Origin of the sequence: Sphingomonas sp. S6 (assembly GCF_043498045.1) — a bacterium.
Classification (GTDB): domain Bacteria; phylum Pseudomonadota; class Alphaproteobacteria; order Sphingomonadales; family Sphingomonadaceae; genus Sphingomonas.
In genome coordinates this window covers 40,110-54,634 of record NZ_JBIEOE010000013.1, presented here as the reverse complement: position 1 = coordinate 54,634, position 14,525 = coordinate 40,110, and the positions used below count along the sequence as shown (strand labels likewise).

The following is a 14,525-nucleotide window of genomic DNA, read 5'->3' as shown; positions in this document are numbered from 1 at the left end:
GTATGGCGTCGAACGTAAGTTCTGCCATCTACGAGCACAACGCAGAGCCGATACAGAGGCATCTCTCCCGGCCGGATGTGACTGAGTTGGTCATCAACCGACCTGGTGTGATCGGCTTGGAAACACGCAATGGTTGGGAGTGGCATGAGGAGCCGGCGTTGGACAACGCCGCCCTCATGACTCTAGCCAAGCTCATCGCTGGTTTGACGAAGCAGGATATCAACTCGGAATATCCGGTCTGTTCGTCTGTTCTCCCGGGTGGTGAACGTGCTCAGGTCGTTGTCCCACCGGCTGTCGAGCAGGGGTTCATCTCGATCACCATCCGCAAAGCGTCGGGGGTGACGATGGACATCGACGACTTCGACCGGGAAGGACTTTTCAGCGAGGTCCGGGCCAAGGGGCTGCATGGCGAGGTTGACGACGAGCTTGAACGGCTGCGCGACGCTGGCGAATGGAAGACCTTCTTTCGGCGAGCGGTAGAGAACCGCAAAAACATTCTGATCTCCGGTGCCACGGGCTCGGGTAAGACCAGTTTTTCAAAAGGTCTTATCAAGCTTATCCCCGAATATGAGCGTATCCTGACGATTGAGGACACGCGCGAATTGGTCGTACCGCATCCGAACCGCGTGCACATGATGTATGCCAAAGACGGCAAGGGACTGCAGAAGGCCGGCGCACAGGAGTTGCTGGAGTCGGCACTGCGTATGCGGCCGGACCGCATCCTCCTTCAGGAGCTGCGCGACGGAACAGCCTTTTATTACCTCCGCAACGTGAACAGCGGGCATCCCGGCTCGATCACGACGATCCACGCAAATACGCCTGAAGGCGCGTTCGAGCAGCTCACGCTGCTAGTGAAGCAGTCGGAGGGCGGCAGCGATCTTGATCGTGACGATGTACGCGCCCTCCTACGATCGCTCGTTGATATCGTTGTTCAGATGCATCGCATCCCGCCCGGCGAAGGTAAGCCGGCGCGGTATCGGATGACTGGAGTTTGGTTCGATCCCGCGAGCAAAGCTCGCGACTGAGAAAGGCACCGAAACGTGAGCGGCAAATGGGTTCGCAGCAGCGAAGGGTCGCAGCCAGGCGCGATCGTCTTCCTCGCAATCATCGGTTTGGCGGTAAGTGCGGCGATTGGGGCGCTCGTGGTTCTTTGGGCCTCTCACCTTCTCAACATCCACACGCCATGGCGCAAGGTGCCGGGCGCGTTGTGGGCGATGAAGGGGTATCCGATCGTCTATAAGCCCTTCCTGATCGGCTTCGGGATCGGGCTGGTGCTGACGGCCATCACAATCGTTTCTACACTCTTCACGCGTCAGAAACTTCATGGCGAGGCACGTTGGGCTCGCATCGGCGAGATCAAGAAGGGTAAGCTTCTCGCGCCAGGTGGCATCGTCCTCGGCAAGTTCGGGAGCAAGGTGATGCGGTTTGGCGGGCCGGAGCATGTCATGCTCGAGGCCCCCACCCGCGCCGGCAAGGGCGTGGGCGTCATCATCCCCAATTTGCTCGATTGGCCGGACTCGCTGGTCGTCCTCGACATCAAACAGGAGAATTACGACAACACCGCCGGCTACCGGATGAGTGCGCTCCGGCAGGAGGTGCTCCTGTTCAACCCGCTCGATCCCAGCGGCCGAACGGTCCGGTGGAATCCGTTGAGCTACATCAACCGGCGCGATCCCGTGGAGGTCATCAACGAGCTCCAGAAGATCGCGGCGATGCTCTACCCCGATCCGCTGACTGGTGATCCCTTCTGGGCAGCCGGAGCACGAACCGCTTTCCTCGGCATCACAGCGTATATTGCTGCGACGGTCGACGACGGCGAGGACGCACTGCCGTTCACCCTCGGCGAGGTCTATCGACAATTCGCTGGCGGGGACGCTCAAAAGCGCTTTCCGAAGATCATTGCGGCCCGGCAGAAGGCGGGCAAGCCGCTGTCCACAGGCTGCGTCTCCGCGATCCTCGACTACACCACCTCGTCTGCAAACACCTTTACCGGGATACGGCAGTCCGTCACGTCGAAGATCAATGGTTGGCTCAACCCCTATGTCGATGCCGCAACATCCGAGAGCGACTTCGACCTGAGCGAGTTCCGCGACAAGCGGATCTCGCTTTATCTAGGCGTGTCGCCCGACGATCTTGACCGCGTTGCGGCGATCTACGGTCTGCTATTTCAGCAATTGATCGATCGGAATGTCCGCGAGTTGCCCAAGGGCGACAAGCACCAGGTAAAGGTCCTGCTGGCACTCGACGAGTTCGCGAGCCTTGGAAAATGCACGGTGTTGGCCAACGCCTTCAGCTATGTCGCGGGCTACGGCTTGCGGATGCTGCCGGCGTTCCAGTCGATGGAACAGATCCAAGGTGTCTACGGAGACAAGGTTGCCGCCGACATCGAGCGCAACTGCGCCGTGCGGCTCGTCCTGCGGCCTGCGGGCCTCGCCGAGGCAAAGAAGATTTCTGACCAGCTCGGTAGCTACACCTTCCGTGCGCGGTCACGCTCGATGGGTACTTGGGGCGGTGGTGGTGGATCAACGTCTGATTCCGACCAGCGCCGGCCGCTCATGCTCCCCCAGGAAGTCGAGCTTCTGCCTGAAAATGACCTGATCGTTTTTCGACGCGGGATGTACGCGACCTATGGAAAGAAGGTCCGTTACTATGCCGAGAAGAAGCTTATCGAGCGTACCAAGATGCCGGCGCCGCAGATGCCTCAGATCCGGCCGGATCCGGCCGTTGCCGCGAACAGCCTGAGGGTGATCGAGGCAACGCAGGCAGAGCCTGCACCTCCCGCGACGGCCGCGGCCGGAGCCGGTAACGGCGCTGTGGCCCCCATTTCAACTCGTTTGAATCAAGCGGCGCTTGAGGCGGCTCTTGCGGTGCCTCCAAAACAGCGCGTGGCGAAGCTGTTCGAGCATGTCGTAATAGTTCGAGACAAGGCCGCGTAACGGCCAGGAAACGTGACGCGTTGCGCTCGCCGATCATCGTCAGCGTTCGCGGTCCCCGCGATCGATCTCACGGATGGGGGGATTGACCGTCGGCGTCGGAGCCGACCGCTGGCGAGACAGCTCCAGGTTGATGCCGTCGGCGATCGCCGTTAGCCGATCTAACGCCGGCGCCCCCGGATCGTGTCGGATGGTGACAGCGCCGGAAGTTACGCCGGCGAGGCGGTCGGTGAGCGCACTCGCTGAGCCATCGCGAACAACCCAGTCTCGCATGTTTGTCGCACGGTCCAATTCGGAGGCCGGCTCGGTCTTCCGAAGGACAGCCAATCGTGTCTCTTCGACCGTGCGCTCCGCCTGGTTGCGCGCGACCGGCGCTACGACTGCGATTTCGCGAGCGACGTCGACGAGCGGGAGGCGACGGTCGACCGGTTGTTGGTCACGGCCGCGCTCAAGCGAACGGCGCACGATCTCGTCGAGGGGGTCGGCGAGCTTATAGCGCTCGACCTGGTTCGCGAGCTTGTATTTCACCTCGTAGTCGCGGCGGTCGACGGCCGCGTTAGCGTCGGCCATGGTGATGCCCGGGTTCCGCAACTGAATCACCGCCATGTCCCTGGCGATATACAGCGCGTCGCGCGATTGGGCGGTGACGTTCGTCGTCCCCCAATCGAGCTGATGACCATTTTCTCTGGCGAGCTGTTCGGTGAAGGTACGCAGCGTGCGACTGTTCCCCTCGCGGAATGGATGGAGGTAGTCGAGACGCGCGTAGGTCTGTGCGACTGCCTCGGACATATCGAGCAGGTCGTAACCGCGGAGTGCCTTTCCACCCTGCAAGGCCTCGAGCGTTGGACCAAGGCTGCGGTCGATTTCAGGTCTCAAGGCATAGGGCACGAGGATGCGATCGGCAGATGCCTCAAGCTCCCGGTTTTTGAAATGACCCGGAGCGTCTGGGCGAAATTCGCCGGGGTGATGCTCGGGAAGATCCTGGAAGATCCGACGATGCACCTCCTGGAGATGGGCTACGTCGAATTGCCCTTGAACCGGATCGCGCTGAAGCTCTCGAACCCGAGCAAAGGTAAGGGCGGCTTCGCGTTGGCTAATCAAGCCGAGCGAACGGTTTCAGATGCAAGGATGGCTGCGGTCAGCTCGTCGCTGCTGAGCTCGCCGGCGACGTATCGGTCGTTGAGTTGCTCGATTTCGTCGGAGAGAATGCCGCCCTCGTAGCGGATGCTTCCCCTCGCGAAATTGACCTCAGCTAGACGACGTGCGCGCTCCCCCTCGCTGATCGCTGGGACAGGTGACGTGAAGGGCGTTGCGACGTTCATCAAGCGATCCTTTCAAGCCATCAGCATACCATAAACTCACGTAGAACGCTAAAATTCCCGTGATCCATTGAAGCAGCAGAGCGGCCGACCGATGGTCGGTGTTGGTCGTGGCGGCGCTAATCGCGTCGCGGATCGAGGGGGGTGCCACCCCCCTCTGGGCAAGGGCTAGACCGTCTCCGCGCAAGCGCTGCGCTTGGCGATCGAGGGGGTTTCCCCAACCTTCCCGACGCTACGCTTTGGTGCAGGCTGGGTGATACCCCTCCCCCTCGATCGGCCCAGATTTGCCCATTCACCCCCCGCTCTCGGCGAGGGCCAGAAGTCGATGTGCGCATCGCCTTCGGCTCTATTCGAGAAAGAAAACACTATGGAAACAGCTCGCTGCCCTTCGGGACTTCCCGGTCATGGGTACTCAATGCAGGCGGCTGCACTTGCTAGTGCGCTTGTGGAGCGGGAACACGCCCAGATTTATCGAAGCCGCATCCGAGATTGGCTCGATCAATTTGAAGACCCGCAAAGCCTCCCCTTTGAGCCTATGGATGCTGGTCGAGTGTTTGCCGAGTTCCTAACAAACTTGGTGAGAGTGGGCGCCGGGTTACAAGCCAATGATATTCAATCGATTTATCAAGATCTATAATATTATAAATTATATCTTTAGCTTAGAGCTAATGTAATTGTGGAAAAGTTAGTTCCCCACGTCTTGGCAAAATTACCAGTACTTTGAAATTTGTCTAAACTGCTCAATTGCCTGCTGAGGACCTTCACCCTCTTCAGCATGAACGAGGCAATGGTCGATATGATCGTTGATGAGTGCCCTCTTGGCGCTCGCAATCGCGTTTTCGACCGCTTGGAGCTGTTGCGCGATATCAACGCAGGCACGCTCGCCTTCGATCATGCCGACGATGCTGCGGAGGTGCCCCGCCGCGCGGTTCAGCCGCTTGATAATCGCCGGATGGGTGGCGTGGATGTGGTGAGCCATCCCGCCAATGTAGGATACTTGCCGGGATATTGTCGAGTATCCCCACGGGGGGATAGACTGGAACCCCCTGGGGGGATATGGAGGCGTATGCTCAGCGTCCTCGCCAACCGGACCTACCGCCATCTGTTCCTGGCACAGGTCATCGCCCTGATCGGCACCGGCCTCGCGACGGTCGCGCTCGGCCTGCTCGCCTACGACATCGCGGGCGGTGACGCCGGCGCGGTCCTTGGCACCGCGCTTGCGATCAAGATGGCGGCCTATATCGGCGTCGCGCCGATCGCCGGCGCCTTCGCCAACCGCGTGCCCCGGCGGGCGTTGCTCGTCAGCATGGACGCCGTTCGCGCGGTGGTCGCCATCTGCCTGCCGTTCGTGAATCAGGTGTGGGAGGTCTATGTCCTGATCTTCGTCCTGCAATCGGCATCGGCCGCGTTCACACCGACCTTCCAGGCGACGATCCCCGACGTGCTGCCGGAGGAGCGCGACTACACCCGCGCGCTGTCGCTTTCGCGGCTCGCCTACGACATGGAAAGCCTGACCAGCCCGATCCTCGCGGCCGGGCTGCTGACGCTGGTCAGCTACCATTGGCTGTTCTCCGGCACTGCGGTCGGCTTCGTCGCGTCGGCGCTGTTGGTCGTGTCTACCGTGCTGCCGAAGGCCAAGCCCGTCGAGGACCAAGGCGGCATCTACGATAAGACGACGCGGGGCATTCGCATCTACCTCAAGACGCCGCGCCTGCGCGGCCTGCTCGCGCTGACCCTCAGCGCCGCGGCGGCGAGCGCTATGGTCATCGTCAACACCGTCGTCATCGTGAAGGGGATGGGGCTCAGCCAGCGCGACGTCGCATTTACGCTCGCCGCCTTCGGAGGCGGCTCGATTACCGCGGCGCTGACCTTGCCGCGCGTCCTCGACCGGGTGGCCGACCGCACCGTGATGATGATCGGCGCGGCGATCCTCACCATCGCGCTCGCGGTCCTCGCCGGTGTCTCCGCCTCGATGACGCCCGGGCCAGCCTATTGGCACGCCATCCTCGCCGGATGGCTGGTGATGGGTATCGCCTATTCCTCGAACGTCACCCCCTCGGGGCGACTGCTGCGTCGCTCGGCGAATGCGGATGACCGGCCCGCGCTATTTGCGGCGCAGTTCGCCTTGAGCCACGTCTGCTGGCTGATCTGCTACCCGCTGGTCGGGCAGCTTGGCGCGCGCGTCTCGATGACCGCCGCCTTCACCGGCATGGCGATCCTCTCCGCGATCGGCGTCGTGTTGGCGCTTCTGCTATGGCCGGCGTCCGATCCGGACGTGATCGTCCACGAGCATGGCGACCTCGCCGCGGACGATCCTCATCATCTTGCCCACGCGGCGGGCGAACACGCTTACGTCATTGATCGCAAGCATCCTGAGTGGCCGAAGCAAGAGCCCAAATCGTGAAATGCTTGTCGCGGTCGGGTGCCTCGCTTACCGACAGGACTATGGTGATCCGTCGATCCCGATCAGCGATGTTCGGCGCCGTTCTGGCGTTCCTAGCTCTGTTCGGGCTCTTCGCGGTGTCCGGGTGGCACAATGCGATGGTTCACGACGACGATCCCATCCATGCCGTTTCGATCGAACACAGTCACGGATCGTCGTCACAGACCGATCCCGATGCGCCTGTCCACGTCCTCGCCCATGCGACGGGCCAGTGGATCGGGTTCGCCGATCCGTTCATGCCGGTTGCGCCGCTGTTTGCGGATCAGCGGGTGTGGGTGGTCGACGTGGCACCCTGGCTGCATGGGATCGCGCCTGCCGAACTGCTGAGACCTCCGCGCGGCTGAGCCCCACCGGCGCCGCGTCCGGCGTCGATCGGCTTATCCCCCGGAGGAACAGATATCATGAACGGTAAGTCTCGCCGGCAGCGCGCCTATGCGCTGGCCGGCACGCTCGCGGCGCTGTTGCCCGCGGGCGCGGCATGGTCGCAGACCGCGCCGTCCTTCGCGCAACTCTATGACCAGACGCGAAGCACGCCCCGCACGCTCGCGCTCGACGCCGACGTGGCACGAGCCCGGGGGCTGGCCGAGCAGGCGCGCGCGCGTCCCAATCCATCGGTCAACGTCTATGCCGAGAACTTCGCCGGCGACCTGACCCGCAATGCTCGCAACCAGGAGCAGATCACCGGCCAGCTCGACATCCCGATCGAGCTGGGTGGCAAGCGTTCGGCACGTATCTCGGCCGGGGAGGCCGGGATCGTCGCGGCGCAGGCGCGGAACCGCGACGGCCGGCTTCTCTACGCGACCGAGTTGGCGCGTGCCTATGCCGGTGCCGAGATCGCGAGCCGTCGCATCGAGCTTGCCGAGGACGAGGTGGAGGAAGCCACCGCTGACCTCAAGGCGGCGCGCGCGTTGGTGGGGGCCGGCAAGGAAGCCCGGCTGCGCCAAGTCCAAGCCGAGACCGAGTTGAACACGCTCGAAGCGGACCTCGAAACCACCCGCGCGCAGAAGGTCGCGGCGCTCGCCCGCCTGTCGGCGCTGGCGGGTTCGCCAGTGCCCTATACCGGTGTGTCGGAATCGCTGCTCGACCGGATGAACGCCAGGCCCGCGTCGGGGCCGATCGATCCGATGCAGGCGACGATGGTCAAGGTCGCCGAAGCGGAGCGCGAAGCGGCTGCGCGACAGGTGACGGTCCAGCAGCGTCTCGCCATCCCCAACTTGACCGCGCAGATCGGCGTCCGCCAACTCCGCGTCGCCAGCGGGCCGGCGATCGTCGCCGGGATCGGCATCCCGCTTCCCCTGTTCGACCGCAACCGTGGTAACATCGCCGCTGCCCAGGCCGAACTGCAAGGGGCACAGGCACGTGAAGCAGCGGCCCGTCTCGACGCCGAAGCAGGCAGCCGGGCGGCACTGGCGCTTGTGGAGGCCGCCGATCGCAAGGCGGAAGCGGCGCAGCGCACGATGGCGACTGCCGAGGAAGGTTATCGCCTTGCGCGCATCGCCTACCAGGCCGGCAAGTCACCGCTGATCGAACTGCTCGCTGCCCGCCACAATCTCGGCGTTGCCCGGGGCGTCATCCTCGATGCCGCCATCGCTCGCCTCGACGCTCGCGCCAATCTCGCCCGTCTGCAGGGCCTCACCATCACCGGAGAAGCGGTCCAATGACCGACAGGAATCGTCTTTATACCGGGGCCGCGATCGGCCTCGTCGCCGCGGCCGGGATTGGCTTCGGTGCCGCCCGCCTCACCCAGGCTCCCACTCCCGCGCCCACGCCGACGCAGACCGCCGCGCCCAAGGCGCCGTCTGATGCGCTCGCGATCAGCCCCCAGGCCATCGCCACGTCGCAGATCACCGTCGCACCGGCCGCGAGTGGCGAGCTGGACGCCGCGGTCCTCGCATCCGCGACCGTCGAGGCCACGCCCGACGCCGAGGCGGTTTTGACCGCGCGCGCGCCCGGCACGGTCAGCCGCATCATGGTGCGGATCGGCGATCCGGTCCGCACCGGGCAGACGCTCGCGCTCGTCGAGAGCCGTGACGCCTCGCAGATCGCGGCCGATCGCTCGTCCGCGTCAGCCCGAGTGACGCTCGCCGCCAAGCAGCTCGCGCGCGAGCGCAGCCTGCTCAACCAGGGCGTCAGCCCCCGTGCCGACTTCGAGTCCGCGCAGGCGAACCTCGCCGTCGCGCAGGCCGACGCCCGCCGCGCCAGTGCCGCCGCGGGCGCAGCGCGCGTGTCGGGCGATGGCCGATCGGTCGCAATCGTCAGCCCGGTATCGGGGCGCGTGACCAGCGAGGCCGCCAATCTCGGCCAGTATGTCGCGGCCGAGACTGAGCTGTTCCGCGTCGCCGATCCGCGCCGGCTCCAGATCACCGCCAATGTGCCCCCGGCCGATGCCTCGCGAATCCGGGAGGGCGACCGGGTGGAGCTGACCACCAATGACGGTCGCACCGTCGAGGGCCGGGTGCGCTCGGCGACCGGCGTGGTCGATCCGCAGTCACGGACCGCCACCGTCGTCATCACCCCCACCGCCGGCACCAGCACGGTCGCTCCGGGCCAGCTCGTCCAGGCGCGTATCCTCGCCAGTGGCGGCGCCGCCAAGCAGGGTGTCATGGTCCCGCAGGACGCGGTGCAGACGCTCGGCGACCGCACCGTAGTGTTCGTCCGCACCGCGCAGGGTTTTAAGGCCCGCACGATCCGCATCGGCAGTCGTTCGGGCGGTATGGTCGCGATCAGCGATGGCCTTGCCGCCGGCACACCGATCGCGACCACCAACGCCTTCCTCCTCAAAGCCGAACTCGAGAAGAACGAGGGAGGCGACGAATGATCGAGCGCATACTTGGCCTATCGGTCCGCTTCCGCTGGCTGGTCGCCGCCCTCGTCCTCGTCGTCGTCGGCTTCGGCGCGTGGCAGATCACCAAGCTGCCGATCGACGCCGTGCCCGACATCACCAACCGCCAGGTTCAGGTCAGCACGTTCGCACCGACGCTCGGCCCGGTCGATATCGAGAAGCAGGTCACTTTCCCGGTCGAAAACGCCCTGGCGGGCATCCCCGGGCTCAAGATGACCCGCTCGTTTTCGCGCAACGGCTTCAGTCAGGTGACGGCGGTGTTCACCGAGGCGACCGACATCTACTTTGCGCGCCAGCAGGTGATCGAGCGGCTTGCCCAGGCCAAGGACAGCCTGCCCGCCAACGTGCAACCCAACCTGTCGCCGCTGTCGACGGGGCTCGGCGAAATCTTCTTCTACTCTGTCGCCTTCCGTCACCCGGACGGTAAGGGCGGCGCCGACCATGTCGACGGCAAGCCCGGCTGGCAGTCGGACGGTAGCTATCTCACTCCCGAGGGTGAGCGCCTGACCACCGAACTGGCCAAGGCCGCCTATCTCCGAACGGTCCAGGACTGGATCATCCGGCCGCAGATGCGGACGGTCGAGGGTGTCGCCGGCGTCGACTCCAACGGCGGCTACATCAAGCAGTATCTGATTGAACCCAACCTCAACGCGCTCGCATCCTACGGCATCTCGATCACCGAGCTGGCGAACGCGATGGAGCGCGCCAACCTGTCGGCCGGCTCGAACTATATCCGGCGCGCCGGCGAGAGCTTTCTGGTCCGCGCCGACGCTCGCCTGAAGTCGATCGACGACATTCAGGAAGCCGTCGTCGCGACCCGCAACGGTGTGCCCGTGCGAGTGAAGGACGTCGGCCAGGTCGTGATCGGCGGTGCCGTTCGTACCGGCTCCGGGAGCCGCATGGGATCGGAAGCGGTCATCTCGACCGTGCTGATGCGCGTCGGTGAGAACAGCCGCATCGTCGCCACGACGGTCGCCGACAAGCTGACCCAGATCAACAAGGGGCTCCCGCCCGACGTGTTCGCCGAGCCGGTCTACAACCGCTCCAAACTCGTCAACGCGACGATCGAGACGGTCAAGAAGAACCTCAGCGAAGGTGCGCTGCTCGTCATCGTCGTGCTGTTCCTGCTGCTCGGCAACATCCGGGCGGCGCTCATCACCGCGGCCGTGATTCCGATCACGGTGCTGATGATGGCGATGGGGATGAACGGCCTCGGGGTGTCCGGCAATTTGATGAGCCTCGGTGCGCTCGACTTCGGCCTGATCGTCGACGGCGCCGTCATCATCGTCGAGAATGCGCTGCGCCACCTCGCCGAGCGACAACAGGAGGAAGGCCGGTTGTTGACGCTCGACGAGCGTCTGGAGACGACCAAGGCATCGGCTGTCGAGATGATCCGCCCGACCGTGTTTGGGCAGCTCATCATCTTCCTCGTCTTCACCCCGCTGCTCACCTTCCAGGGCGTCGAGGGTAAGACGTTCTCGCCGATGGCGATCACGCTGATGATCGCGCTCGCCTCCGCGTTCGTGCTGTCGCTGACCTTCGTGCCGGCGATGATCGCGATCGTCATCAAGGGGCGGGTCAGCGAGACGGAGGTCAAGCCCGTCCGCTGGTTCAAGGAGCGCTACGGGCCGATCCTGACGAAGGCCATCGCCCGGCCGCTGCCCTTCATCCTGGGCGGCGTCGGCGTGTTCGCCGCGGCGGTGTTCTGCTTCGGCTTCCTCGGCGAGGAGTTCATGCCCCAGCTCGACGAGAAGGACATCACCGTCACCAACTTCCGCATTCCCTCCGCGTCGATCGACCAGTCGACCGAGATGCAGTTGCGGCTCGAGAATGCCTTGAAGACGCTGCCGGAGGTGGCGCTGGTCTTCTCCAAGAACGGCAACGCCGACCTCGGCACCGACCCGATGCCGCCCAACGCATCGGACACCTACGTCATCCCGAAGCCCGAGGACGAATGGCCGGCCGACGTCCACAGCAAGGCCGACATCATCCGACGCATCGAAGAGAAGATGAAGAGCGTCATCGGCAACCGGACCGAGATCCAGCAGCCGATCCAGATGCGCTTCAACGAGCTGATCGCCGGCGTCCGCGCCGACGTCGCGATCAAGCTCTACGGCGACGACCTGACGCAGATGGGCGAGCAGGCGCAGCGGATCGCCGCGGCGGTGAAGGGCATCCCGGGGGCCGGCGACGTCAGCGTCGAACAGACCGCCGGCGCGCCGACCTTCGACGTGCAGGTCGACCGACAGGCCGCGGCGCGGCTCGGCCTGTCGGTCGAGGAGGTGGCGAACACCGTCTCGGCCGCCTTGGGCGGCAAGGAAGCCGGGCTCGTGTTCGAGGGCGATCGGCGGTTCGATATCGTCGTCCGCCTCCCTGACGCGCAACGCGATGACGTCGACGTGCTGGGGGCGATCCCGGTCATGCTGCCCGCGGCCGAGGGGCAGACCGCCCGTTCGGTCCCGCTTCGCGAGGTGGCGCGGTTCAACTTCACCGAGGGGTTGAACCAGATCAGCCGCGAGAACGGCAAGCGCATGGTGACGGTCCAGGTCAACGTCCGCGGACGCGACCTCGGCGGCTTCGTCACCGACGCGCAGGCGAAGATCGCGGCGTTACAGCTCCCTGCCGGCATGTATACCGACTGGGGCGGCACCTTCGAAAGCCTGCAATCGGCGCGCCTCCGCCTGATGATCGTGGTGCCGATCTGCTTCCTGGCGATCTACGCGCTGCTCTACATGGCGCTCGGCGGGTTCATCCCCGCGCTGATCGTGTTCTCGGCGGTGCCGATGGCGCTGGCGGGCGGCGTGTTCGCGCTGCTGCTGCGCGGCATCCCGTTCTCGATCACCGCAGCCGTAGGGTTCATCGCCCTCTCGGGCGTGGCGGTCCTGAACGGCCTCGTGATGATGGAAGCGATCAGCAAGTACCGCGAGGAGGGCGAGGACGAGGACAAGGCCATCGCCGACGGGGCGATGGAGCGGGTCCGCCCCGTGCTGATGACGGCGCTGGTGGCGTCGCTCGGCTTCGTGCCGATGGCGCTAGCCACCGGCACCGGCGCCGAGGTGCAGCGCCCGCTCGCCACCGTCGTCATCGGCGGACTGGTCACGTCGACCATCCTGACGCTGCTCGTCCTGCCGGCGATCACCGCCTGGGTCGCGCGGTTGACCGGACGCATGGCGGAGCGCCGACACCAGATCGCCGCGCCGGTACCGGCGGAATAGGCGCGCGTGGTCGCGGCTTTGATCGAAGCCGCGACCACCTGCCCTCCCCTTCAAATCGACAATCGAGAGACAATTATGCGTGCTTCGGGACCGCTCAAGATGCGTATCCACCTCAAGGCGGCAGAACGGGCCGGCATCGATCGAACCATCCAGGCTATCCGCGCTCACGCCGGCGAGGCCGGCCTTGACGACGTTACGGTCAGCGAGGATGCCGAGGGCACGATCGTCGACGTCGCCGGGGAGGAAGAAGCGCTCCGCCGCTTCTGGACGATCGCGCACGGCCTTGAAGGCACCGGTCTCATTGTCCTGCGCGGTGACGACGCCGCGCAGTCCGCATGAGGCCGGATGGGCTTACGGGTCATGGATCGACCGCACGCCCTTTCGGCGCTCCTCGCGTGCCTGTTATTTGCCGGCTGTTCGGAGCCGCCCCGACGTGACGATCATACCCATGTTCGTGCGAACCACGCGCTCGGGCAGCAGATCGTGGCGTGCGACGACGACAGCCGCGCCGATATCGCCTTCCTCGACAACGGCCTTCGCATGGCAGTGACATGGCTTCCCCGCCGCGGCACCGAATGGCTGATCGCGCCCCGCACGGGTGCTGCATTCCAAGGCGCCAGAACCCGCGCCACCATCGCGGGCGGCACCATCGCCTTCCAGCGCGACACCGGCTTTCTGCGCCTGTGCCACCGCATCGATTGACGAGATTCACTACATGAACACTCAGCTTCTCGCGCTCATGCTGATCCCGTCCGTTGCGGTGATCGCCGCCGGCATCATCGGGGCACTTGCTTCGCTACCGACCGTCTGGCGCAGCGCGGTCCAGCATTTCGCGGCCGGCATCGTCTTCGCCGCGATCGCGACCGAGATCGTACCCGGCGTCATGCACGCCGGTATCCCGGGCGCCGCGCTCGCCGGCTTCGCCGCCGGTGTCGCGGCGATGTTCGCGATGCGCTCGCTCGCCGCCCGGCTCGAACGCGGCAGCGAGGGCAAAGCTTTTCCGCTCGGCTTCGTCGCCGCCGTCTCGATCGATTGCGTCATCGACGGCATCGTCATCGGCACCGGCTTCGCGGCCGGCGCGCGTGAGGGCGTCCTGATCGTCGCCGCGCTCGCGCTGGAGATGTTCTTTCTCGGCCTGACCGCGGCCGACACGATCCGCGCCACCGGTGCGCGGATCACCCGCGTCGTCGCGGTCTGCGTCGGCCTTGCGCTGGTTCTCGGCGCGTCCGCGCTGATCGGCTATTCGCTGCTCGTCGGGGCACCGGCTGCGATCGTCACGACCCTGCTCGCCTTCGGCTGCGCCGCGCTGCTCTACCTCGTCACCGAGGAGCTGCTGGTTCGCGCGCACGAGCATGGCGAGACGACGCTGGTGACGTCGCTGTTCTTCCTCGGCTTCATGGCAATCCTAGCCGCCGAGCTGTTGTCGTGAGACGGGCGCTTATCAGCATCGGGATCGCAATCGGTCTCGTCGGATGCGGTCCGATCCACCCCCAATGGCGAAACGAAACCGATCATCCCATCGTCGTGACCTACGTATATGGCAAGAATGCCTACCGTTCTGCAATCCGCCCGGGAAAGGCGGAGAAGCCTTTAAGCATGGTCGACTTCGCCAAGGTTCAAGTCATTTTTGTCGACGATGACGGCAAGCGTAGCGCTTTTAACAGGCAGGCTATCGCGTTGATGCACAAGCGATGTGGACACGGCTACTCATGCATCATCACCTACCAGGGTGCCGGCCGAACAACTGTGCACGCCACCTAAAGAGAACGAACA

Annotated in this window: 15 protein-coding genes; 12 read left to right on the top strand and 3 right to left on the bottom strand. The window is 64.8% G+C overall.

Going from position 1 to position 14,525, the window contains the following annotated elements; genetic code table 11:
* Window positions 1–2 precede the first annotated feature (2 nt).
* Both virB11 and ACGVWT_RS15730 read left to right on the top strand, forming a co-directional pair.
* Window positions 3–1,025: a P-type DNA transfer ATPase VirB11 gene (gene virB11, locus ACGVWT_RS15735; protein ID WP_033967017.1), complete on the top strand. Its 1,023-nt coding sequence runs from the start codon at window positions 3–5 to the stop codon at window positions 1,023–1,025.
* Between the two features lie 15 nt (window positions 1,026–1,040).
* A complete protein-coding gene (locus ACGVWT_RS15730) occupies window positions 1,041–2,936 on the top strand; it encodes a type IV secretory system conjugative DNA transfer family protein (protein WP_147035680.1) in 1,896 nt (631 codons plus the stop codon).
* A 39-nt stretch (window positions 2,937–2,975) separates the two neighbouring features.
* Here the strand turns inward: ACGVWT_RS15730 and ACGVWT_RS15725 are convergent, their stop codons facing one another.
* Together ACGVWT_RS15725 and ACGVWT_RS15720 are read right to left on the bottom strand one after the other, a co-directional pair.
* Window positions 2,976–4,034 carry a Fic family protein gene (locus ACGVWT_RS15725; RefSeq protein WP_033967016.1) on the bottom strand — a complete coding sequence of 353 codons (1,059 nt, stop codon included), beginning with the start codon at window positions 4,032–4,034 and terminating at the stop codon, window positions 2,976–2,978.
* On the bottom strand, window positions 4,031–4,255 hold the full coding sequence (locus ACGVWT_RS15720; protein ID WP_033967015.1) for an antitoxin VbhA family protein: 225 nt from the start codon (window positions 4,253–4,255) through the stop codon (window positions 4,031–4,033). The genes ACGVWT_RS15725 and ACGVWT_RS15720 overlap by 4 nt, the downstream gene beginning before the upstream one ends.
* Before the next feature lie 364 nt (window positions 4,256–4,619).
* On the opposite strand from ACGVWT_RS15720, the gene ACGVWT_RS15715 reads away from it, so the two are divergent.
* Window positions 4,620–4,889, top strand: a complete 270-nt coding sequence (locus ACGVWT_RS15715) for a hypothetical protein (RefSeq protein ID WP_156143081.1) — start codon at window positions 4,620–4,622, stop codon at window positions 4,887–4,889.
* Window positions 4,890–4,961: 72 nt separating this feature from the next.
* On the opposite strand, the gene ACGVWT_RS15710 is transcribed toward ACGVWT_RS15715, so the two are convergent.
* A complete protein-coding gene (locus ACGVWT_RS15710; protein WP_033967013.1) occupies window positions 4,962–5,231 on the bottom strand; it encodes a metal-sensing transcriptional repressor in 270 nt (89 codons plus the stop codon).
* Window positions 5,232–5,318: 87 nt separating this feature from the next.
* Between ACGVWT_RS15710 and ACGVWT_RS15705 the strand changes: the two genes are divergently transcribed.
* The 9 genes from ACGVWT_RS15705 (at window position 5,319) to ACGVWT_RS15665 (ending at window position 14,513) form a co-directional block, all read left to right on the top strand.
* Window positions 5,319–6,656, top strand: coding sequence for an MFS transporter (locus tag ACGVWT_RS15705; protein WP_033967011.1), 1,338 nt, complete (start codon window positions 5,319–5,321; stop codon window positions 6,654–6,656).
* A gap of 68 nt (window positions 6,657–6,724) precedes the next feature.
* The gene (locus ACGVWT_RS15700) at window positions 6,725–7,039 is read left to right on the top strand and encodes a hypothetical protein (RefSeq protein ID WP_033967010.1); all 315 of its coding nucleotides are present in this window, start codon (window positions 6,725–6,727) and stop codon (window positions 7,037–7,039) included.
* 57 nt (window positions 7,040–7,096) lie between these two features.
* Window positions 7,097–8,356 (top strand): TolC family protein, encoded by a 1,260-nt coding sequence (locus ACGVWT_RS15695; RefSeq protein ID WP_147035682.1) that lies wholly within the window; start codon window positions 7,097–7,099, stop codon window positions 8,354–8,356.
* A complete protein-coding gene (locus ACGVWT_RS15690; RefSeq protein WP_147035683.1) occupies window positions 8,353–9,513 on the top strand; it encodes an efflux RND transporter periplasmic adaptor subunit in 1,161 nt (386 codons plus the stop codon). Before ACGVWT_RS15695 ends, ACGVWT_RS15690 begins: the two co-directional genes overlap by 4 nt.
* A complete protein-coding gene (locus ACGVWT_RS15685) occupies window positions 9,510–12,752 on the top strand; it encodes an efflux RND transporter permease subunit (RefSeq protein ID WP_033966706.1) in 3,243 nt (1,080 codons plus the stop codon). The genes ACGVWT_RS15690 and ACGVWT_RS15685 overlap by 4 nt, the downstream gene beginning before the upstream one ends.
* Before the next feature lie 99 nt (window positions 12,753–12,851).
* On the top strand, window positions 12,852–13,091 hold the full coding sequence (locus tag ACGVWT_RS15680) for a hypothetical protein (protein ID WP_147035684.1): 240 nt from the start codon (window positions 12,852–12,854) through the stop codon (window positions 13,089–13,091).
* Between the two features lie 144 nt (window positions 13,092–13,235).
* Window positions 13,236–13,454 (top strand): hypothetical protein, encoded by a 219-nt coding sequence (locus ACGVWT_RS15675; RefSeq protein ID WP_221204854.1) that lies wholly within the window; start codon window positions 13,236–13,238, stop codon window positions 13,452–13,454.
* Window positions 13,455–13,467: 13 nt separating this feature from the next.
* Window positions 13,468–14,181, top strand: a complete 714-nt coding sequence (locus ACGVWT_RS15670) for a ZIP family metal transporter (protein WP_033966704.1) — start codon at window positions 13,468–13,470, stop codon at window positions 14,179–14,181.
* Window positions 14,178–14,513, top strand: a complete 336-nt coding sequence (locus ACGVWT_RS15665; protein ID WP_033966703.1) for a hypothetical protein — start codon at window positions 14,178–14,180, stop codon at window positions 14,511–14,513. The genes ACGVWT_RS15670 and ACGVWT_RS15665 overlap by 4 nt, the downstream gene beginning before the upstream one ends.
* Window positions 14,514–14,525: the final 12 nt, after the last annotated feature.